Genomic DNA, 19,900 nt, shown 5'->3' with positions numbered 1-19,900 from the left:
CGGTCACTTCCGCGTGACGGTGTAGCTGGACGGCAGATAGAGATAGACCTCGGTCAGACCGGCGCGCGACCATTCGACCGGACGATCCAGGCCGGTGACATCGACGCCATAGGCCGGGCCGAACTTCGCCGCCTGGCTTGCCGCATCCGCGGCGATCAGGTCGATGATCGCGCTGCGATACTGGTCCGGGTTCACCATGCTGAGCGTCGGCTCGCCCCATAATTTCATCGTCGAGCGGCCGACCTTGTCGACCGACGTGACGAAGCGCGCGACGCGCTCCCTTGCCGCGGCGATATCAACGCCGGGCGCCAGCCGGACCTTCACAAGGATCGTCGTCTGCGACGTGTCAGGGCGCCCGTCGGAGCCATAGGACAGGTTGCGATAATTGGCCGAGCTCAGGGGTTCGACGACATAGTCGCCGACCGCCAGTTCGACCCCGCCCTTTGGCGCGGTCGCGATCGCATTGCGCAAGGTGGCGTTGATTTCCTCGGCCCGAGCGGCCGTTTCGCGGGTATCGCCCGCAACCCGCACCTCCTGGATGACATAGTCGGCGGACCGTTTCAGGACGATGATCGGACGCTGCGCAGGGATCACGACCCCGACATAGCCATTGTCCGCGCCGCGTCGCTTGGCCGTGACGATCACTTCCTGAGCAGCCGCCGGTGCCGCGACGCTGACGGCCGTTGCGGCAATCATCATTCGGAACATCATGGTCATGGCATACCCCCCTGGATACGATCAGTTGCGCGGCCGGACGGTACTGCTCGACGGCAGGAACAAATGGACCTCGGTCAGGCTGGCCCGCTTCCACTGGATCGGCCGGTCCAGCCCGGACACTTCCACGCCATAGCCCTGACCGAAGCGCGCGCTGGTGGCGGAAGTATCCCTGGCGATCAGGTCGATGATCGCGGTACGATATTGCTCGGGGTTCACGACCGACAGCGTCAGCTCGCTATAGGGCTTGATCTGGGCCCGACCCACGGCGGGCACCGCCTTCAGGAACTTCTCGATGCGGGAAAGTGCGGTGCGGGCATCGATGCCGGGCGCCAGTGGCACTTTCACCAGGAACTTGACTGCCTGCCCGTCATCTTCATCATCTTCGTCATCACCGATATCGAGATTGGTGTAGTTGGCCGGGGTCAGCGCCTCGACGACCACCTCTCCGCTGGCCAGCTGGACGCCCGATGTGCCGGCAAGGCCGATCGCCCCGCGCGTCATCGCATAGACTTCCTTGCGAGCCTCTTCCTCATTTACCGTGTCGGAGATGACGATCACCTGCTGGACGGCAAAGTCGGCGGTTCGTCGAAGCATCTGCACCGCTGCCGGGACCGGGACGGGCTTTTCCCGAACGTCATCTTCGCTATCGCGGTCAATACGCCGCATGCCGGTGACGACGATCTCCTCGCTGCCGTCCTGCGCCCATGCCGGCGCGGCTCCCACGAGCAGGCTCGCCGCGACGATCCCGAGAACAAGTCCACGCATGCCCCACGCCCCCTGGTTGCAAGGAGACTGCGCGCGCTTGGGAGGCGTGTCAATCAAAGCCATGCCCGCCGGGGCCGGATCATTTCCCGGACCGCATCGTTCTCGCCGCGACATCGGAATGGGCAATTGAACGGCTGGGAGGCGAGATGCGAAAATCGATGAGGTCGGGGTTGAGGAACGCCATTCCGATCGTTCTTTCGGCCTCCTCCGTGCCCGCGCTTGCGCAGTCCGCCGAACCGATCCAGTCCTATGACAGCTATCGCAGCTGGTTCGTCGCCTGCGACAATACGCTAAGCTGCTTGGTCAAGGGGTTCGATGGGGACCGGGGCGGCTCGGAGATGCGGATCGAGCGCGATGCCGGTCCGGCGGGCCCGCTGGCCGCCACGATCAGCGCGACCGACAAGTTTGCGCCGGCCGATGTTCGGATCGATGGCGCGCCGGCGGGTCTGACCGGACCGGCCTGGAGCTATTCCAGCACGCAGGACGGGACGTCCGTCACCAGCACCGATCTGACCGCGATACGGGCGCTGGTCCAGAAGCTGCGCAACGCGAAGACGATAACATTGGGCGGTGACGCCTCGATCCCGCTCGACGGGTTCAGTGCGGCGATGCTGCGCCTGGACGATCGTCAGGGCCGGAACGGCGGGATGACCGCGCTGATCAAGCCGGGCGCGCTGCCCGCCGCGCGGGTTCCGGCCGCGCCGCCGCTGCCCCGTATCCCGGCGCATCCGATCCAGGCGCGTCTGAAGCCAGGTGAGGACACGCGGCTGATCGAGCGGGTCCGGGCCGAGCAAAAGGCGTTGTTCGACAAGGAATGCAGCGAATCCCCGCAGCAGCCCGAGGCCCATGCGCTCGACGATGCGCGGGCGCTGGTGCTGCTCCCCTGCATCATGGGCGCCTATCAGGGCTCGTCCTTCGCCTTCCTCGCACCGCTCGGCAGCGGCAAGGCGGAACGGCTGATCCTGCCTTTGCCCTATCGCGGCAACGACAGCGATCCCGCCACCGCCGCCTATCTCACCGAAGCCGGGTTAGATCCCAAGACCGGCACGTTGAGCATGGGGGCACGCGGAAGAGCCATGGCCGATTGCGGCATGTCGGCAAGCTGGATCTGGAACGGCCGCGCATTCCAGCTCTCGGCGATGACCCTCCAACAATCCTGTGGCGGCCTGGGGGACCCCGGCGACTGGCCGACGCTGTTCCGGTCGAGGCAATGACCAAAGGGCTCGCTTCGGCCTCGCCCGTCACGCCGCCGTCTTGCCGAACTCCTGGCGTGTTACCGGATGGCTCGACGACAGCCCGCCGTCGACGACCCAGGCCTGGCCGTTGACATAGCTTGCCTCGTCGGAGGCGAGAAACAGCGCGACCCGCCCGATCTCCTCGGGCACGCCGGCGCGGCGCAGCGGATTGAGCCGGCCGATCTTTTCCTCGACGCCCTTTTCGCGGGCATAGTCGAAGGCGCGCTGGGTCATGCCGGTCTCGATCAGCCCGGGGCAGATCGCGTTGACCCGGACGTTCGATCCCGACAGCTGCTGCGCGCTGGTCTGGACCAGGTTGATGACCCCCGCCTTCGACGCGGAATAGGCGGGTCCCCCTGCCCCCGAGCGCAGCCCGGCCACGCTGGCGGTGCAGATGATGCTGCCGCCACCGCGATCGACCATCTTCGGGGCGGCATGCTTGATCGCCAGGAACGGGCCGATCAGGTTCACGCGCAGAACCTCGGTCCACAGCGTCACGTCGGATTCGAACAGCCCGGTGATCCCGCCCGAGATACCGGCATTGGCGTAGAAGATGTCGAGCCCGCCAAACTCGCTGCACGCCAGCGCGACCAGATCCTCGACATCGCGCTCGATCCCGGCGTCCATCTGCACCGCGATCGCCCGCCCCCCCGCATCGGTGATCGCGGCAACGGTCGCGTTGACGGCGTCGGTCTTGTCCGCTGCGATCACCTGCCCGCCTTCGCCCGCGAACAAAGACGCGGTGGCACGACCGATGCCTGATCCGGCGCCGGTGACGATGATCGACTTGCCCTGAAACCTGCCCATATGTCTCTCCGTCAGATCGTGACGCCGCCGTCGATGACGATCGCCTGGCCGGTCATGAAGGCTCCCGCGCGGCTGGCGAGGAACACCACCGCCCCGGCGATGTCGTCGGGCTCGCCGATGCGGCGCAGCGGCACGGTCGAGTTGGTCGCCTCGATCCGCTTGGGGTCTTCCCACAGCGCGCGGGCGAAATCGGTCTTCACCAGCCCCGGCGCGATGCAGTTCACCCGGACATTGTCCGGACCGAGCTCGACCGCCAGGTTGCGCGTCAGCTGCATGTCGGCCGCCTTGGAGATGCCATAGGCGCCGATCACCGGCGTCCCGCGCAGCCCGGCGATCGACGAGACGATGATGATCGATCCGTCGCGCCGCGCGCGCATGTCGGGTGCGACCATCTGAACCAGCCAGTGATTGGCGAGGATGTTGTTGTCGAGGATCTTGCGGAACTGCTCGTCCGAAATCCCGTCCATCGGCCCGTAATAGGGATTGGACGCGGCGTTGCAGACCAGTATGTCGATCCGGCCGAAGGCGTTGCGGGTACCGTCGACCAGCCGCTGCAGCGCCGCCTTGTCGGACAGGCCGGCGGCGATGGCCATGGCACGCCCCTCACCGAACCGATCGTTGATCTCGGCCGCGACCGCGTCGCACGCGTCCTGGTTGCGGCTGGAGATCGCGACCCTGGCACCCTGCGCGACCAGCGCCTCGGCCGTTGCCCTGCCGATCCCCTTGGTCGACCCGGTGACGATCGCGACCTTGCCGGTCAGATCGAACAAGCTCATTGCCCTGTCCCTCCGTTATGCTGGCGCCCCGGCCCTTCGCGCAAAGTCCCAGGACGCGGCGACTAGCCCCGGCAGGCGGGCGACCGTGGCGGCGGCATTGTCGCTCGACGCATTGCCGTCGATCATCCGTTTCTTGATGCCCTGAACGATGCCAGCCAACCGGAACAGATTATAGGAGAAATACCAGTCGAGATCGGGGACGCCGTCACGACCGGTGGCCGCACAATAGCGGTCGACGACCTGCTCGAGCGTCGGGATGCCGGTGTCGGGCCCGGTCAACCCCATCACCCCGGATCGGCTCTCGGGCTCGGTGACCCAGCTCATCAGGAAATAGGAAAAGTCGGCCAGCGGATCGCCCAGCGTCGACAATTCCCAGTCGAGCACCGCGAGCACGCTCGGCTCGGCGGGCGCGAAGATCATGTTGTCGATGCGGAAGTCGCCATGGACGATACTGGTCCGGGTCTGCTCGGGCACGGTGCGCGGCAGGAACGCGATCAGCTTTTCCATCTCGGGCAGGTCGTCGGTCTGGCTGGCCTTGTACTGTTTCGACCAGCGGCCGACCTGTCGCTCGAAATAATTGCCGGGCTTGCCGTAATCGCCAAGTCCAACCGCATCCGGATCGATGCGGTGCAGTGCGGCCAGTGTGTCGGTGATCGCATCATAGGTGGCAGTCCGCTCGCCAGGCGCCATGTCGGGCAGCGACCCGTCCCACAATGTCCGGCCCTCGACCATCTCCATGATGTAGAATGCCGATCCGATGACCGTGTCATCCTCGCACAGCCCATAGGGCCGGGCGACGGGAAAGCCGGTCGGATGCAGCGCCTCGATCAGGCGATGCTCGCGATCGACGGCATGCGCCGACGGGAGGATCGGGCCGAACGGCTTGCGGCGCAGGACATAGGCGCCGCTGCCCGCATCGATCCGGTAGGTCGGATTGCTCTGCCCACCCGCGAATTTGGTGACAGTGATCGGCCCGGCGAACCCGGCGACGTTCGCCGCCAGCCACGCCTCCAGCTGTGCTTCGTCGAGATCGCTCATGGGAAGACGATCACCGACCGCGCGCTGTCGCCCTTGCGAAGCTTCTCCAGCGCGTCGTTGACATCGGCCAGCCCGATCCGCTCCGCTACCATCGTGTCGAGATCGAGCACGCCGTCGAGATACATCTGCACCAGCCGCGGCATGTCGATCGGCGACCGGGTCGATCCCAGCGACGACCCCTGAAGCTTCTTGCCGCTCAGGAAGGTCGGCCCCGCAATGTTCACTGTGTTACCCGGCGCGATCATGCCCAGGATCGTCGCGGTGCCGCCGCGGCGGAGGACGTTCCAGGCAAGCTCGGCCGTGCTGCCGCGCCCGACCGCCTCGATCGCATAATGGACCCCGCCATCGCTCAGCTTCATCACCTGCTTGACGACATCGGCGTCGCCGGCGTCGATCGCGTGGGTCGCGCCCATCCTTCGCGCCAGCTCGCGTTTCTCGGGTACCGGATCGATCGCGACGATCCGGCTGGCTCCGGCGATCTTCGCGGCATTGATTGCCGCCAGCCCGATGCCGCCGGCACCGATCACCGCGACCGTCTCGCCGGGCCGGACCTGGCTGTCGTTGAAGATCGCACCGGCCCCGGTAACCACCGCACAGCCGAGCAATGCGGCGCGGTCGAGCGGCATGTCCTTGCTGATCGCGACGCAGGCATTTTCATGCACCAGCATCAGTTCGGCGAAGGCCGACAGGTTGATGAACTGGTTGACCGGGGTGCCGTCGGCCAGTTTCAGGCGGGGCTCGGCATCCGGCGCGCGCCTCGTCGATGGATCGACGCACAGCGAGGGTCGACCGCTGACGCAGAATTCGCACTGGCCGCAAAAGACGGTGAAGAAGGTCACGACATGGTCGCCGACCTTCACATGCCCGACATCGCTGCCGACCGCCTCGACCACGCCCGCGGCCTCGTGGCCGAGCACTGTCGGCATCGGATAGGGCCAGGCGCCGTCCGCGAAGTGGAGGTCGGACCGGCAGACCCCGGCGGCGGCGGTGCGGATCAGCACCTCGCGCGGGCCGGGCTTCGAGACCTGGACCTCCTCGATCTGCAACGGCGTCTTCGCCTCTCGCAGGACTGCAGCCTTCATGCGCTCTCCATTCCGCTTCGATTGGGCGAGGATCCTGGGTTCAGCGGCTGACGCCGACATCCCCGGACGACACGCGGTCCGCCTTGAACTCGGCATATTTGCCGAATTCGTTGCGCGCGATCGCGCGGTTGTGGACCTCGTCCGGCCCGTCGGCGAAGCGCAAGGTACGTAGGCTCGCCCAGTTGTGCGCCAGCTCGAAATCCTCCGACACGCCGCCGCCGCCATGTGCCTGGATCGCGTCGTCGAGGATCTGCAGCGCCATGATCGGCGCCTGGACCTTGATCATCGCGATCTCGAGCTGGGCCGCCTTGTTGCCCGCCTTGTCCATCATGTCGGCAGCCTTCAGGCACAACAGGCGGGTCATCTCGATGTCGATGCGGGCACGCGCGATCCGCTGTTCCCAGATCGAGTGATCGGCGATCCGCTTGCCGAAGGCGACGCGGCTCAGCAGCCGCTTGGCCATCGCCTCGATGCCCTCTTCCGCAACGCCGATCGTCCGCATGCAGTGATGGATGCGCCCCGGCCCGAGCCGACCCTGGGCGATCTCGAACCCGCGGCCTTCGCCCAGCAGGATATGGTCGGCCGGAACCCGAACGTTCTCGAGCAGGACCTCGCCGTGCCCGTGCGGCGCGTGATCATACCCATAAACCGAAAGCATCCGCTCGATCTTCACGCCCGGCGCGTCCATCGGCACCAGGACCATGCTCTGCTGAGCATGGCGGGAGGCGTCGGGATTGGTCTTGCCCATCACGATCGCGACGCCGCAGCGCGGGTCGCCGACCCCCGACGACCACCATTTGCGGCCGTTGATCACATAGTCGTCACCGTCGCGGACCATCTGGGTCTGGATGTTGGTCGCGTCCGACGATGCGACCGCCGGCTCGGTCATCAGGAAGGCGGAGCGGATTTCGCCCTGCATCAGCGGCTTCAGCCAGCGATCCTTCTGGGCGCGGGTGCCATAGCGGTGGAACACCTCCATATTGCCCGTGTCAGGGGCGGAGCAGTTGAACACCTCCGACGCCCAGCCGATGCGGCCCATCTCCTCGGCGCACAGCGCATATTCGAGATTGGTGAGCTGGGTGCCCTGGAATTCGAAACTGTCGTCGACATGCGACTGGCCGGAATGCGGCGGCATGAAGAAGTTCCACAGCCCTTCGGCCTTGGCCTGGGCCTTCACCTCCTCGATCACCCGGTTCACCTTCCAGCGCTCGCCGGTTCTGGCCTCTTCATGATAATCGGCATCGCGCGGACGGATCCGCGTCTCGATGAACGCCTTCACGCGATCGCGGAAATAGGTCTCGCGCTCGGTCAGCGTGAAGTCCATGGCATCGCTCTCCTGATTGCTGTCGGATTCGGGCTTAGAGCGTACCCGATATTCGGTAAAGCGATTTGATCCCTGAAAATGCGTCGCTCGTCGCGCATCGCGCAATTCCAAAAACCCTCTTTTGGATTGCGCCGAAATGGCTAGAGTGGTGCGATGAACGCGCCCAACAAAGCAGGCGCGGCGGAGGGGGGAACCAAGCGCTTCCTGGCAAAGCGCGACGCCATCCTTGCAGCCGCCGCCGATGCGATCAACGAACAGAGTGCGAAGGGCATGACCTTCGCAGACGTCGCGCGGCGCGTCGGGCTGAACACGACCAGCGTCACCTATTATTTCAAGCGCAAGGAAGACCTGGCCGCTGCGGCGTTCGAGCAGACGCTCGAAAAACTGAAGGAGATGCTTGGCGAGGCGCTGCGCGAGCCGACGCCGGAGCGGCGGGTGGCGCGCTATCTGGCGATCAACTTCGAACGGCTGGCGGCGATCGCGCGCGGCGAGGCCAAGGCGCTGGCGATCCTGTCGGACCTGCGCGCGATGGACGGCGACATGAAGCGCGACCTGCTGGCTGGCTGGCGCGAGGTATTCCGCCTGACGCGCAGCCTGTGGGGCAGCGAGGGCAGCCGTGCTGAGACCGACCTGCGCGGCGCGCGCGCGCATGTGCTGCTCGAGAATACCTTCTGGCTGACCGTCTGGCTCACCCGATACGAGATCGACGAATATCCCCGCGTCGAGGCGCGGCTGATGGAAGTCTTCACCCACGGCTTCGCGGCGCCCGGCGCCCGCTGGCAGCCGCACCTGCTCGACCTGGTGCATGACGACGCGGAGCCGGGGCGCGAGGCGTTCCTGCTGGCGGCAACCCGGCTGATCAACGAGCTCGGCTATCGCGGCGCGTCGGTGCAGAAGATCGCCAGCGAGCTCAACGTCACCAAGGGCAGCTTCTACCACCATCTCGACGCCAAGGATGAGCTGGTCATCGCCTGCTACAAGCGCAGCTTCGACATCATCGCGGATACCCAGCGCCTGGCCGAGGAGCGCGGCGGCAGCTATTGGGACCGGCTCGAGAACATCATGGCGACCTTGCTCGACGTCCAGTTCTCGGAACGCGGGCCGTTGCTGCGCACCACCGCCCTCTCCGGCCTGCCCCCGCGCGAGCGAGAGGTCATGATCGACCGGTCGAACCGCATCGCGCGTCGCTACGCCGGCATGCTGGCCGACGGCATCGCCGAGGGATCGATCCGGGCAATCGATCCGCTGGTCGCCAGCCAGGCGATGATGGCGATGCAGAATGCCGCCTTCGACATGCGCAAATGGGCGAGCACCATGCCGCGCGACCGTGCGGTGGCCTTTTACGCCTCCACCCTCGCCTACGGCCTGTTCGACGATCGGGTGCTGAGCGACTGACGCAGTCAGCGCATCGGTCGCGACGCGGTATGGCTCAGGCCGTCATGCGTCTCGATCGTGATCGGACCGCGCGGATCCCGCGGCAACGCTGCCTTGACCCGCTGGAACAGCCGCCGGGCATCGGCCGGACGCCTCGTGATCGCGCACAGCGTCATCTCGCCCTCTCGGCCCCAGCGGTGGCTGCTCGTGCGACGCACCGTGCGGTCGCGCTTCAGCAGCCGCTCGGTCCGCTCCAGCGCCGGCCGGTCGATCCCCATCGCATAGCTGCCGAACGAGACGGTCACACTGCAGGTGTCGGGAACGCCGCGCTGGGGCAGCTCCGGCGCAGCGGCCGCGGATGCGGCCGGAAGCGACACGAGTGCGGCGATCATCAAAAAGGTCTTCACCAACGGGCTCCTCGAAATCCTGTCCGGACCCTGGTCGGCCGAGGGTGAACGCCGGCTGAGCAATTCAGCGCGCGCGCAGCAGCACGCCCGCGCGCCAGTAATGCCAGATCGCCCAGGGCGTGACCGCGGCGAACAGGATCATCGACCAGCGCAACGAATCCTCGCCCAGCGGCCCGCGCAGCACATGGCTGATCGTCCCGACCAGCGTCGGCCCCAATCCGAGCCCGACCAGATTGATCACCAGCAGGGTGATCGCCGCCCACAAGGCGCGCTGGCGCACCGGCGCCAGGCCCTGGATCAGCGCGAAGCTGGGGCCGAGATAGGAATTGGCGAGCAGCAGGTTGATGAAATAGGCGGCGATCGCCAGGCCGGGCTGGTCGATCAGCAGGAAGCCCAGGGTGAAGGGCAGTGCCAGCGTCTTGAGCACCGCGACCATCGTGCTTTGCATGTGCAGCCCGTGCGTACGCGCAAACCGGTCGGCGAGCTTGCCGCCCAGCACCGCCGACAGCGTGGCGCACAGCCCGCCGGGCAGCGCTATATAGAGCGCGATCTCGGCCTTGGTGAAGTCCAGCGAGCGCTGCATGTAGCTGGGGCCGAACGCGGTCAGGCCATAGCCGATCATCGACGTGATCGTCACCGCCATCACGAGATGCAGCGCCGCCGGGTTGCGCAGGATCGCGGCGAAACCGTCACGCAGCGGCGGGATCGGCGCAGCCATCGCCGCGGCATGCTGCGGATCGGACAGGCCGCGCCGGGGCTCGACGACGAACAGCCACACGATCACCGCCAGCGCGACCCCGGGCAGGCCGATGACGTACATCGCCGCACGCCAACCGTAATGATGCGCGACCAGCCCGCCGATGAACGTCCCGAACGCCGACCCCAGCACCACGCCCAGCGAATAGATGCCCATCGCCCCCGCGCGCTTTTCGGGCGGGTACAGGTCGGCGATCATCGAATGGCTGGGCGGCGAGGATCCTGCCTCGCCGATTCCGACGCCGATCCGCGCGGCGAGCAGCTGACCGAAATTCTGGGAGAGCCCGCCGAATGCGGTCATCGCGCTCCAGATCGCCAGGCTGATCGCGACGATGTTCTTGCGATTGGTCCGGTCGGCCAGCCAGGCGACGGGGATGCCCAACGTCGCGTAGAAGACGGCGAAGGCCAGCCCGGCGAGCAGGCCGAGCTGCCAGTCGGCCAGCATCAGCTCGCGCTTGATGTCCTCCTGGAGGATCGCGAGGATCTGGCGATCCATATAGCTGAAGAAATAGGTGATGGTGAGCAGTGCCAGCGTCAGCCCGCGTCGGCGCAACGCCCGCTGATCCTGCGCGAGCGTATCGATGGCTGGCATGAGCTTACTCCACACTGGGGACGAAGGGCGCGGACCCGCTGGTCCGCGCCCCTCCCGTCCGGTCGCCTCAGAAGCGGAAGCGTCCGGTGATGCCGTAGGTCCGCGGCTCGGCGAGATAGGCCGAGAAGATCTGCGTGCCGCCCGGATAGCGCGCATTGTTATAGGCCGAGTTCAGCGCGGCGCCGGCGGTCGGCCCCTGCTGGAACGGCGAGTTGAACGCGACCTGGGTATAGCCTTCGTTGAAGATGTTCTGCGCCCAGAACTCAAGCGCCCATTTCTGCTGCGGCCCGCGGATGCCGACGCGGCCATTGGCCAGCACGAACCCGTCCTGCTCCTTCTGCGGGAACAGGTCCGAGCCGGTGTTGAAGTCGCCCGTCATGCGCGCATCGACATAGAAGAGCGCGCTGAGCCCCGAATTGCCGATCTCGGGCGTCCAGGCGAAGCTGCTGGTCGCAACGATTTCCGGTGCGTTCGACATGTTGTCGCCGGGCAGCAGCCGGAGCGCCGGGTCCAGCGGCGTGCCGCGCTGGTTGCCGATCAGATTGTCGCGATACTTGGTGTCCGAATAGGTCACGCCCAGGCTGACCCGGATATCGCGGTGCGGGACCAGCGACGCCTCGACCTCGACACCCTGCGAGCGCACGCCCGCCTTGACGTCGCCGGCGGCACAGCCGCCGGTGGTCGCCGCCGGATTGCTGTTGGTCGCGGTCGGCGCGACATAGCCGGGCAGCCCCGGATTGATGCTCTGGTCACGGTCCGCGCCGTTCAAGTCGGTGCCGCAGGAATTGATGTTCTGGACGAGGAAGACCGAGCCATTGAACGTGTTCAGCTGGAAATTCTTGAAGTCCTGGCGGAACGCAGCGACGTTCAGCGAGAACGGACCCGTCGAATATTTCAGGCCGATTTCATAGGCATTGTTGATCTCCTGGTCGAACTCCAGGTTGCCGACCAGCGCCTGCGCGCCGCCCAGGCTGGCAAAGCTCGGGACGGGCCCCTTCAGCGCCGAGCGATCGAGGTTGAACCCGCCCGCCTTGTAGCCGCGCGCATAGCTGGCATAGACCATCAGATCCTCTGTCGGCTTGTACGAAAGGATCGCCGTGCCGGTCCATTCGTCCTCGCTGCGCTCGCGGTTGATGCTGACGCCGTTCAGCTCGCTGCTTGAATTGCCCTGGCAGGTCAGGTTGATGAGGCCGCCCGCGACCGCCGCCAGGCCGGGATTGGCCAGCAGCGGGCCAAGCGCCGCCTGTTGCGCCGGGCATGCGGTATTGTCGCTGCCGAAGGTCGCGTCGAACTTCTTGCGTTCGTTGGTGTAGCGCAGGCCGACGGTCAGGTTCAGCCCGCTGGTGATCTCGAAGATATTGTGCGTGAAGAACGCATAGTTCGAGCTGTTCTGGCGATAGGTCGACAGCGTGTCGCCGACATTGCGCACCCCGTCGAGGCGATCGAACCCGGCCAGGATCAGCGGCCCGGCGGCGCCGAACGCACCCGATACGGTGGGCCGCAGTGCCGGATTGATACAGCCCGTGGCATTGGGCGCATAGGCGAAGCCAAGCGCACCGCTCGTGATGATGCGGCATGCCGCAAACCGGCCATATTGGCTTCCGAAGCGCAGATTGTCGGTGACCGTCAGGTCTTCATTCGCGTAATAGGCGCCGACCATCCAGTCGAGCTTCCCGCCGAACGCCTCGCCCTGCAGGCGAAGCTCCTGCGAGAAGGTGCCGAATTCGCGCGCCGAATTGCCGTCCGCGGCGCGGAACAGGATGTCGACATAGCTGTAATCGGTGTCCGACCCCTGATCGCTATGATAGCCGCGATAGGCGGTGATCGAGGTCAGCTTCGCGCCGCCCAGATCATAGTCGATCTGTCCCGACACGCCCCAGTCGCGGGTCTCGCCGGCATAGCTGCGGCCCGGCGAGGTATAGATGTCGCGGTCATAAGGCGTGGTGAACGCCGCCAGTGGCTGGCCCAGGTCGCGCAGCACGCGCACGATCGGGTTGGTCGCCGGATTGAGCAGGCCCAGATTGGCCGGCGCAACCGTCTCGTCGATGAAGGTCGCCGCGCAGCAGCTTTCGTTGCGCTTGGTATAGTCGCCGATGATCCTGACCGACAGCGCGCTCGACGGTTCGAACAGCAGCTGGCCGCGCACGAAGTAACGGTCACGGTCGTTGACGTCGGTGTTGTTGGTGACATCGCGATAATAGCCGTCGCGCTTGACATAGACGCCGTCGACGCGGCTCGACAGCGTGTCGCCCAGCGGCACGTTGATGTAGCCGCCGACGCGCCACAGATTGTAATTGCCATAGGTCGCCTCGGCCCCGGCGCCGAAGGTGGAGGCCGGTGCCTTGCTCACGATGTTGATCAGGCCGGCCGATGCGTTGCGGCCGAACAAGGTGCCCTGCGGTCCGCGCAGCACCTCGACCCGCTCGATATCGCCCAGTTCGTTGAGGCCGATGCCCGAGCGGGAGCGGTAGACGCCGTCGATGAAGGTCGCGACCGAGCTTTCGAGGCCGGGATTGTCGCCGACCGTGCCGATGCCGCGGATGCGGGCCGATCCGTTCGCTTCCGATCCGGTCGACGAGACCAGCAGCGACGGGGCGATCTGATTCAACTGGCGGATGTCGGTCGCGCCGGTCAGCTCCAGCGTCTCGGCGGCGATCGCGGTCACCGCAATCGGCACGTCGGACAGCACCTGCGCGCGTCCCTGCGCCGTCACGACGATCTCGTTGGAAGGGTCGTCCTGCGCCGGGGCATCGGCATCCTGCGCCCAGGCAGGCGCCGAGAGCGCCATCACGAACGCAGGAACCGCACACGCCGACAAAAGGCGAATCCGCATCATCATCTCTCTCCCACCATGGCCGGAGCACTTTACGGCTCCATACCCTAAACTCGAATAAGCCGGTTTACGCGAAAGACGTCAAGCGCAACACGCGTTGCAAAGCAGGACGCTTCTCAGGTGTTGCAGGAATGTCATAGGAAGACGCGGCCGATCGATCCGAACTGAACCGATCTTCGAAACGAGTAATGCACGGCAGCAAAAAGGGGTGCCGCCGGCACCCCCTGTGGACGTCAGTAGCCACTCAGCCGCGCGAAGCGCTCTCTGTGCCAGGACCCGCTTCCCCACATCGCCTCCAGCACACGCGACCGCTTGAGGTAGAAGCCGGCATCATGCTCGTCGGTCATGCCGATCCCGCCGTGCAGCTGCACCATCTCTCGGCTGACCAGATTCAGCGTCTCGTTCATCACCGCCTTGGCCAGGCTTACCGCGACGCTGACGTCGGCGCGGTTCGCATCGATCGCCTCGAACGCCCCCTCGACCGCCGAGCGCGCGAGTTCCAGCTCGGTGAACATCTTCGCCATGCGGTGCTGCAACGCCTGGAAGCTGGCGAGCGCCTGTCCGAACTGGACTCGGGTCTTCAGATAATCGTTGGTCTGCGCGAACGCCGCTTCGGCCATGCCCAGCATCTCGGCACACAGCGCCGCGGCCGCGCGATCGGTCACCGCGGTCAGCAGGTCCCCGCCCCCCTCCAGCTTCTCTGCCGGCGCGCCATCGAACCGCACCTCTGCATGGCTGCGAAAATCGACCAGATGCCGCGGCGATCGCGTCACGCCGGCATCGCCCGATACCAGATAGAGTCCATCCGTGGCCGCGACCACGAACAGCCCGGCGCTGTCGCCTTCCGCGACGAATGCCTTGGTCCCGGTCAGCGCGCCGCCCTCGACGCGTGCCTCGATCCGATCTGGCGCAAAGCGCGGCCCCTCGTCGATCGCAAGGGTCGCGACCGTTTCGCCGCTGGCGATCTTGGGCAGCCATTCCGCCTTCTGCGCATCCGACCCGCCCAGCAGGATCGCGCTCGATGCGGCGGCGGTGCTCGACAGCGGGGTCGCGACCAGGTTGCGGCCCAGCTGCTCCAGCACCTGCGCGAGCGACAGGAATCCCATGCCGACGCCGCCATGCGCCTCCGGGATCAGCACCCCGGCCCAGCCCATCTCGGCCTGTTCCCTCCACGAATCCGTATCATATCCCGCGGCGGGCGCGGCATTGCGCACTTTGCGGAAGGCGCCCACCGGCGCCTCGTTGTCGACCCATTCGCGCGCCATGTCGCGCAGCATCGTCTGTTCTTCGGTCAGTACGGCCATGTTCTTCTTCCTGACGTCCCGGCGCGCCTCGGCGCGGCCCTGGGAGAGCGATTACTGGTGGTCGAGCATCCCCAGGATGCGCTTGGCGATCACATTGTTCTGGATCTCGGTCGATCCGCCATAGATCGACACCGCCTTGCCGAAGAGCCACATGCGCACCTGCGCCAGCTCGTCCTCGCTGAACCCCTCGCCCTCCCAGCCCAGTCCTGCCAGCCCGCGGATCTCGATCAGCAGTTCGGATCGCTCCTGCATGATCCGCGCGCCGACATTCTTCATGATCGATGTGGCTGCGGACGGCCCTTGGTTGGACTTGGCTTCCATCTGCGCGCGGCGCAGCGTCAGCATGAAGGCACGGGCATCCATGTCGTGACGGATGATCCGGGTGCGCAACTCGGAATCTGCAATCCTGCCCTCGCCATCGACGCCGACCGTCTTCTTGGCGATCTCGGACAGGGGCGGGCCGGAGAACATCCGGCCCGCGGTCGATCCGCCGCCCGACAGGCTGTTGCGTTCATGCTGGAGCAGCCGCTTGCCGATCGTCCAGCCCTGCCCCTCCTCGCCGACGCGGTTCGTCTTCGGCACCCGAACATCGGTGAAAAAGGTTTCACAGAAGGGCGATGCGCCCGAGATCAGCCGGATCGGCCGCGTCTCCACGCCCGGCGCGTCCATGTCGCACAGCAGGAAGGTGATGCCTTCATGCTTCTTCGACTTGTCCGTGCGGACGATCATGAAGCACTTGTCCGCCCATTGCCCGCCCGAGGTCCAGGTCTTCTGGCCGTTGACGACATAATGGTCGCCGGCATCCTCGGCGAAGGTCTGCAAGCTGGCGAGATCGGATCCCGCACCCGGCTCCGAATAGCCCTGGCACCAGCGCACGGTGCCCATCGCGATCGCCGGGATATGCTCGCGCTTCTGTGCTTCCGATCCATATTCCAGCAGCGTGGGGCCGAACATCATCACGCCCATGGTGCCGGCAACCGGGTTGGTCGCGCCCGCGCGCGCCAGTTCCTCCTGGACCACCCGAGCCTCGGCACGACCCAGCCCGCCGCCGCCATAGTCCTTCGGCCAGGTCGGCACCGTCCAGCCCTTGCCGCCCAGCGCCTCGCGCCATCGGGTTTCCTCGGGTGTCTCCTCGACCGGACCTTCGACCGCGGAAAGCCCGCGATCCTTGCCCTTCAGCGTTTGGGGGAAATTGCCCGCGATCCAGTCGCGGACCTCGGTGCGGAACGCGTCGAGCGGAGTCGCCGGCGCATCGATGGTTGCTGCGGAGGCCAAGACATCTCTCCCGGTTGGCCGTTTATCTCTATTTCGAATTTGCGGTATGGTTCCGTCCACGTCAAGCGATGTTGCGCTTGATCGTCAACTTGCGTCCTTGTTCCTTTCATGTTCCATTGGCGTGCCGGCTGGACGGCAGGCTGCGGTTCGGGGCGAGTCGGAGGGGGAAAGCTCGCATGACGTTCCATCATCGTGCCGTGCCGATCGTGCTGATGGCCGTACTGATCGATTCGATCGGCTTCGGCATCGTGATGCCGGTCCTGCCCCGCCTGATCGTCGAACTGAGCGGCGCGACGCTGGCCGGGGCGACCGAAACGGGCGTCTGGATGCTCGCCGCCTATGCCGCGGCGCAATTCCTCGCCGGACCGGTGATGGGCAGCCTGGGCGATACGATCGGACGCCGCCCTGTGATCCTGTTCTCGATGCTCGCCTTCTCGGTCGACTATGCGCTGATGTCGGTGGCGCCGACGATCGCCTGGCTGTTCCTGGGCCGGGTCGTCGCGGGACTTGCCGGCGCGGTCTATGGGCCCGCCAACGCGGTGCTGGCCGACGTCACCCCGCCGGAAAAGCGCGGCCAGGTGTTCAGCCTGATGGGGGCCGCCTTCGGGATCGGCTTCATCCTCGGCCCGGCCCTGGGGGGATTGCTTGCCGAATTCGGCCACCGCGCGCCGTTCATCGCCGCTGCCGCGCTCGCCGGGGTCAACGCCATCTGGATCCTGGTCGCGCTGCCCGAGACGATGACCGCAGAGCGGCGCCGCCCGTTCGTGTGGCGCCAGGCGCATATCGTCGGCGCGTTCCGCCCGCTGATGGACTCGGGCGCCGCCAAATGGCTGTTGCTCGCCGCCTTCTGCTGGCAGTTCGCTCATATGGTCTATCCCGCGACCTGGGCCTTCTGGGCCGAGATCGCGCTGGACTGGGGCCCGCGCGAGATCGGCTGGTCGCTGGCGGCATCGGGCCTGTCGATGGCGCTGGTGCAGGGCTTCGTCACCGGCAAGGCGATCACCCGCTTCGGCGAGGAAAGGACGGTCGTGATCGGCATGACCATCGCCGGGCTGGTCTTCCTCAGCTATGTCTTCATCCGCCAGGGCTGGCTCGTCTATCTCGTGATCCTGCCGGGCGCGCTCCAGGGGTTCGTCTTCCCGTCGATCAATGCGTTGCTGTCGCGGTCGACCGACGCATCGCACCAAGGCGCGGTCCAGGGCGGGATGCAGAGCCTGTCGGCGATCGCCGCGATCCTGTCCCCGCTGGCGCTCGGCTATGCCCTGTCGATCGGAGCGCGAAACGGCTTTCCATCGGGCAATTTCGTCGCGGCATCGCTGCTCGCGTTCGTCGCACTGGGGATCGTGCTTTCGAAGGTGCTAGGGAAACTATCGCCCCGGCCGGTTGCGTAGCGGGGCCGGCTTCCCATCTGGCTGGCTTCACCTCTCAGGGAGCCCGCGCGATGATCGACCTCTTCTACTGGCCCACGCCGAACGGCCACAAGATCACCCTCTTTCTCGAGGAAGCGGGCGTCGATTACACGCTGCACGGCGTCAACATCGGTGCCGGCGACCAGTTCAAGCCTGATTTCCTGAAGATCGCGCCGAACAACCGCATGCCGGCGATCATCGACACCGCCCCGGTCGACGGCGGCGATCCGGTCAGCGTGTTCGAAAGCGGCGCGATCCTGATCTACCTCGCGCTCAAGCACGATCGTTTCTACGGCGAGACGCAGCGCGAGCGGACCGACATCCTGCAATGGCTGATGTGGCAGATGGGCGGCCTCGGCCCGATGGCCGGGCAGAACGGCCATTTCAACATCTACGCGCCGGAACAGGTGCCCTATGCCATTGCGCGCTACACCAACGAGACCAACCGGCTCTACGGCGTGCTGGACCGCCGCCTCGAAGGCCGCGAGTTCGTCGCCGGCAACGGCTATTCGATCGCCGACATGGCGATCTATCCGTGGATCGTCCCGCACGAGGCGCACAAGCAGGACCTGAACGACTTTCCCAATGTGAAGCGCTGGTTCGACGCCATCGCCGCCCGCCCGGCGACGCTGCGCGCCTATGAGGAGGGCAAGACGATCCAGGCCGAAGCGAAGCCGATGACCGACGAACAAAAGGCGGTCCTGTTCGGCCAGACCGCAGCGAACACGACGAAGGCCTGACGGGGTTCGCGGACCCCGACCGTCAGCGGCGGCCGGGGACCGCGCTCAGATGGCGCGGCCGGCCAACACCGCCTGCGCGCGCGGCGTCATCGGAACGCCGGGCGGGAACAGCGCCAGCGCTTCCCTCGCCCGTTCCAGGGTACCGACATTGGCCGCAAGCGTCAGCAGGTCGCCGCGAAACGCGATGTCGAGGTTCACCGTCTTCCAGAAGGTGCGGACATCGACCCGCTCGATCTCCGCAAAGCTGCGCTCGCGCTTGCGGATCACCCGATAGCGCAGGCCTGAGCGCAGGATTTCCAGCAACGGCCGCGCATTGTTGGTCGCAACGGCAAACCACCAGGGCATGCCGCGCACGCCGGCAAAGCTCGCCATGAGGGGGATCGACCTGCCGCCGTCGACGCCGACCTCGATCTCGCCGCGCGCGACGGCTGACGATCGCTTCTTCCAGCCCCGATAGAGCAGCATCACGACCGTCGATACGATCAGCAGCTGTACCGCGAGCACCGCAACGCCAAATATCGTCGCCGTCATGTCCATTCCGCTTCCCCCTGTCCGGGATGCGAAACTCCCCGAGTGGCCGGACGATCCGGAGGGGACGCCGGATTCCGGGCTTGGGCCTATCCCTCCCGGCCCGGCCGCCGTGACTGGCCGATGTCAAGATGTGCCCCTGCATCGACTCGCACGATCTCTCCCGCCAGCGCCCGGCTGACGGGATCGAGCAGGTGGACGACATGCACCGCGATATCGTCGGCCATCGCCGCCAGCGCCATCGGCACCCCGGATGCGATCCGGTCGTTGAGCGCCGCGAAACCCTCGGCACTCAACCGCTTCTCGAACCAGCCGGTGCCGACATAGCCCGGCGCGACCGCATTGATCCGGATGGCCGGCGCCAGCACCCGCGCCAGGCTCTGCGTCATCGTCGCCAGCGCGCCCTTCGACGCGGCATAGGCGACCGACGACCCGTGGCCGGAAATGCCCGCGACCGAGGCGATGTTGACCACCGCGCTCGCCGGCCCCTTGCGCATTGCCGGGGCACAGGCGCGGATCATCTGGAACGGGCCGATCGTGTTGAGCCGGTACAGGTCGAGGAAGTCGTCCGCGCTCAGCGCGTCGAGATCCTCATGTGCGGCAAATTTCGTCTTGCCGGCATTGTTCACCAGCAGGTCGATCCGGCCGTAATTGTCCATCGCCGTGGCGACGAGCGCGCGACACTCGGCATCGTCGCCCACATCGGCGCGAACCGCGATACCGCTCACGTCCGCGGCCAGCGCCTCGGCATCGTCGCGGCTGCTGGCATAGTTGACGACGCAGCGCACGCCGCGCCCAGCCAGCCGACGCACCGTCGCTGCGCCGATGCCCGTTCCGCCGCCGGTCACGATCGCCACCATGCCCTGCATCCGATCCGACATCCTCGCGCTCCTCCCGAAATTTTTCGAAGATCGCGTATGGCATTCCGGGCGCCCCTC

At 66.4% G+C, this 19,900-nt stretch carries 18 protein-coding genes; 4 read left to right on the top strand and 14 right to left on the bottom strand.

The window, feature by feature from the left end; all coding sequences use genetic code 11:
* Positions 1-3: 3 nt before the first annotated feature.
* Both TPR58_RS07270 and TPR58_RS07265 read right to left on the bottom strand, forming a co-directional pair.
* A complete protein-coding gene (locus TPR58_RS07270; protein WP_346245958.1) occupies positions 4-717 on the bottom strand; it encodes a TonB-dependent receptor in 714 nt (237 codons plus the stop codon).
* Between the two features lie 21 nt (positions 718-738).
* Entirely contained in the window at positions 739-1,482 is a 744-nt protein-coding gene (locus tag TPR58_RS07265) for a TonB-dependent receptor (RefSeq protein WP_346245957.1), read from the bottom strand.
* Between the two features lie 209 nt (positions 1,483-1,691).
* Between TPR58_RS07265 and TPR58_RS07260 the strand changes: the two genes are divergently transcribed.
* Complete coding sequence (locus TPR58_RS07260) at positions 1,692-2,696, top strand: DUF1176 domain-containing protein (protein WP_346245956.1); 1,005 nt, start codon at positions 1,692-1,694, stop codon at positions 2,694-2,696.
* 27 nt (positions 2,697-2,723) lie between these two features.
* Here TPR58_RS07260 and TPR58_RS07255 read toward each other — a convergent pair whose 3' ends face one another.
* Genes TPR58_RS07255 through TPR58_RS07235 form a run of 5 tightly spaced genes read right to left on the bottom strand, consistent with a single transcriptional unit; the run spans position 2,724 to position 7,744 of the window.
* Positions 2,724-3,524, bottom strand: a complete 801-nt coding sequence (locus TPR58_RS07255; RefSeq protein WP_346245955.1) for an SDR family NAD(P)-dependent oxidoreductase — start codon at positions 3,522-3,524, stop codon at positions 2,724-2,726.
* 11 nt (positions 3,525-3,535) lie between these two features.
* Entirely contained in the window at positions 3,536-4,300 is a 765-nt protein-coding gene (locus TPR58_RS07250; protein ID WP_346245954.1) for an SDR family oxidoreductase, read from the bottom strand.
* A 15-nt stretch (positions 4,301-4,315) separates the two neighbouring features.
* Positions 4,316-5,338 (bottom strand): phosphotransferase family protein, encoded by a 1,023-nt coding sequence (locus TPR58_RS07245; RefSeq protein WP_346245953.1) that lies wholly within the window; start codon positions 5,336-5,338, stop codon positions 4,316-4,318.
* Positions 5,335-6,420: a Zn-dependent alcohol dehydrogenase gene (locus TPR58_RS07240; RefSeq protein WP_346245952.1), complete on the bottom strand. Its 1,086-nt coding sequence runs from the start codon at positions 6,418-6,420 to the stop codon at positions 5,335-5,337. The genes TPR58_RS07245 and TPR58_RS07240 overlap by 4 nt, the downstream gene beginning before the upstream one ends.
* Before the next feature lie 40 nt (positions 6,421-6,460).
* Positions 6,461-7,744 carry an acyl-CoA dehydrogenase family protein gene (locus tag TPR58_RS07235; RefSeq protein WP_346245951.1) on the bottom strand — a complete coding sequence of 428 codons (1,284 nt, stop codon included), beginning with the start codon at positions 7,742-7,744 and terminating at the stop codon, positions 6,461-6,463.
* A 153-nt stretch (positions 7,745-7,897) separates the two neighbouring features.
* Here TPR58_RS07235 and TPR58_RS07230 point away from each other — a divergent pair, with 153 nt between their 5' ends.
* Positions 7,898-9,139 carry a TetR/AcrR family transcriptional regulator gene (locus tag TPR58_RS07230; RefSeq protein ID WP_346245950.1) on the top strand — a complete coding sequence of 414 codons (1,242 nt, stop codon included), beginning with the start codon at positions 7,898-7,900 and terminating at the stop codon, positions 9,137-9,139.
* A 5-nt stretch (positions 9,140-9,144) separates the two neighbouring features.
* Here the strand turns inward: TPR58_RS07230 and TPR58_RS07225 are convergent, their stop codons facing one another.
* The 5 genes from TPR58_RS07225 to TPR58_RS07205 all read right to left on the bottom strand — a co-directional run bounded on the left by TPR58_RS07225 (position 9,145) and on the right by TPR58_RS07205 (position 16,285).
* Positions 9,145-9,525 carry a hypothetical protein gene (locus TPR58_RS07225; RefSeq protein ID WP_346245949.1) on the bottom strand — a complete coding sequence of 127 codons (381 nt, stop codon included), beginning with the start codon at positions 9,523-9,525 and terminating at the stop codon, positions 9,145-9,147.
* 64 nt (positions 9,526-9,589) lie between these two features.
* On the bottom strand, positions 9,590-10,873 hold the full coding sequence (locus TPR58_RS07220) for a spinster family MFS transporter (protein ID WP_346245948.1): 1,284 nt from the start codon (positions 10,871-10,873) through the stop codon (positions 9,590-9,592).
* Positions 10,874-10,940: 67 nt separating this feature from the next.
* Complete coding sequence (locus TPR58_RS07215; protein ID WP_428835697.1) at positions 10,941-13,709, bottom strand: TonB-dependent receptor; 2,769 nt, start codon at positions 13,707-13,709, stop codon at positions 10,941-10,943.
* Positions 13,710-13,939: 230 nt separating this feature from the next.
* Positions 13,940-15,010, bottom strand: coding sequence for an acyl-CoA dehydrogenase family protein (locus TPR58_RS07210; RefSeq protein ID WP_346245946.1), 1,071 nt, complete (start codon positions 15,008-15,010; stop codon positions 13,940-13,942).
* A gap of 51 nt (positions 15,011-15,061) precedes the next feature.
* Positions 15,062-16,285 (bottom strand): acyl-CoA dehydrogenase family protein, encoded by a 1,224-nt coding sequence (locus TPR58_RS07205; RefSeq protein ID WP_346245945.1) that lies wholly within the window; start codon positions 16,283-16,285, stop codon positions 15,062-15,064.
* Positions 16,286-16,461: 176 nt separating this feature from the next.
* On the opposite strand from TPR58_RS07205, the gene TPR58_RS07200 reads away from it, so the two are divergent.
* On the top strand, positions 16,462-17,676 hold the full coding sequence (locus tag TPR58_RS07200; protein ID WP_346245944.1) for an MFS transporter: 1,215 nt from the start codon (positions 16,462-16,464) through the stop codon (positions 17,674-17,676).
* 50 nt (positions 17,677-17,726) lie between these two features.
* Positions 17,727-18,434, top strand: coding sequence for a glutathione binding-like protein (locus TPR58_RS07195; RefSeq protein WP_346245943.1), 708 nt, complete (start codon positions 17,727-17,729; stop codon positions 18,432-18,434).
* A gap of 45 nt (positions 18,435-18,479) precedes the next feature.
* On the opposite strand, the gene TPR58_RS07190 is transcribed toward TPR58_RS07195, so the two are convergent.
* Positions 18,480-18,965, bottom strand: a complete 486-nt coding sequence (locus tag TPR58_RS07190) for a hypothetical protein (RefSeq protein WP_346245942.1) — start codon at positions 18,963-18,965, stop codon at positions 18,480-18,482.
* A gap of 86 nt (positions 18,966-19,051) precedes the next feature.
* Positions 19,052-19,843 (bottom strand): SDR family NAD(P)-dependent oxidoreductase, encoded by a 792-nt coding sequence (locus TPR58_RS07185; RefSeq protein ID WP_346245941.1) that lies wholly within the window; start codon positions 19,841-19,843, stop codon positions 19,052-19,054.
* Positions 19,844-19,900: the final 57 nt, after the last annotated feature.

The sequence above is a fragment of the Sphingomonas rustica genome, assembly GCF_039652585.1.
GTDB classification, from domain to species: domain Bacteria; phylum Pseudomonadota; class Alphaproteobacteria; order Sphingomonadales; family Sphingomonadaceae; genus Sphingomonas; species Sphingomonas rustica.
The sequence above is the reverse complement of the archived record's forward strand: the minus strand, read 5'-3'. Positions and strand labels throughout refer to the sequence as shown.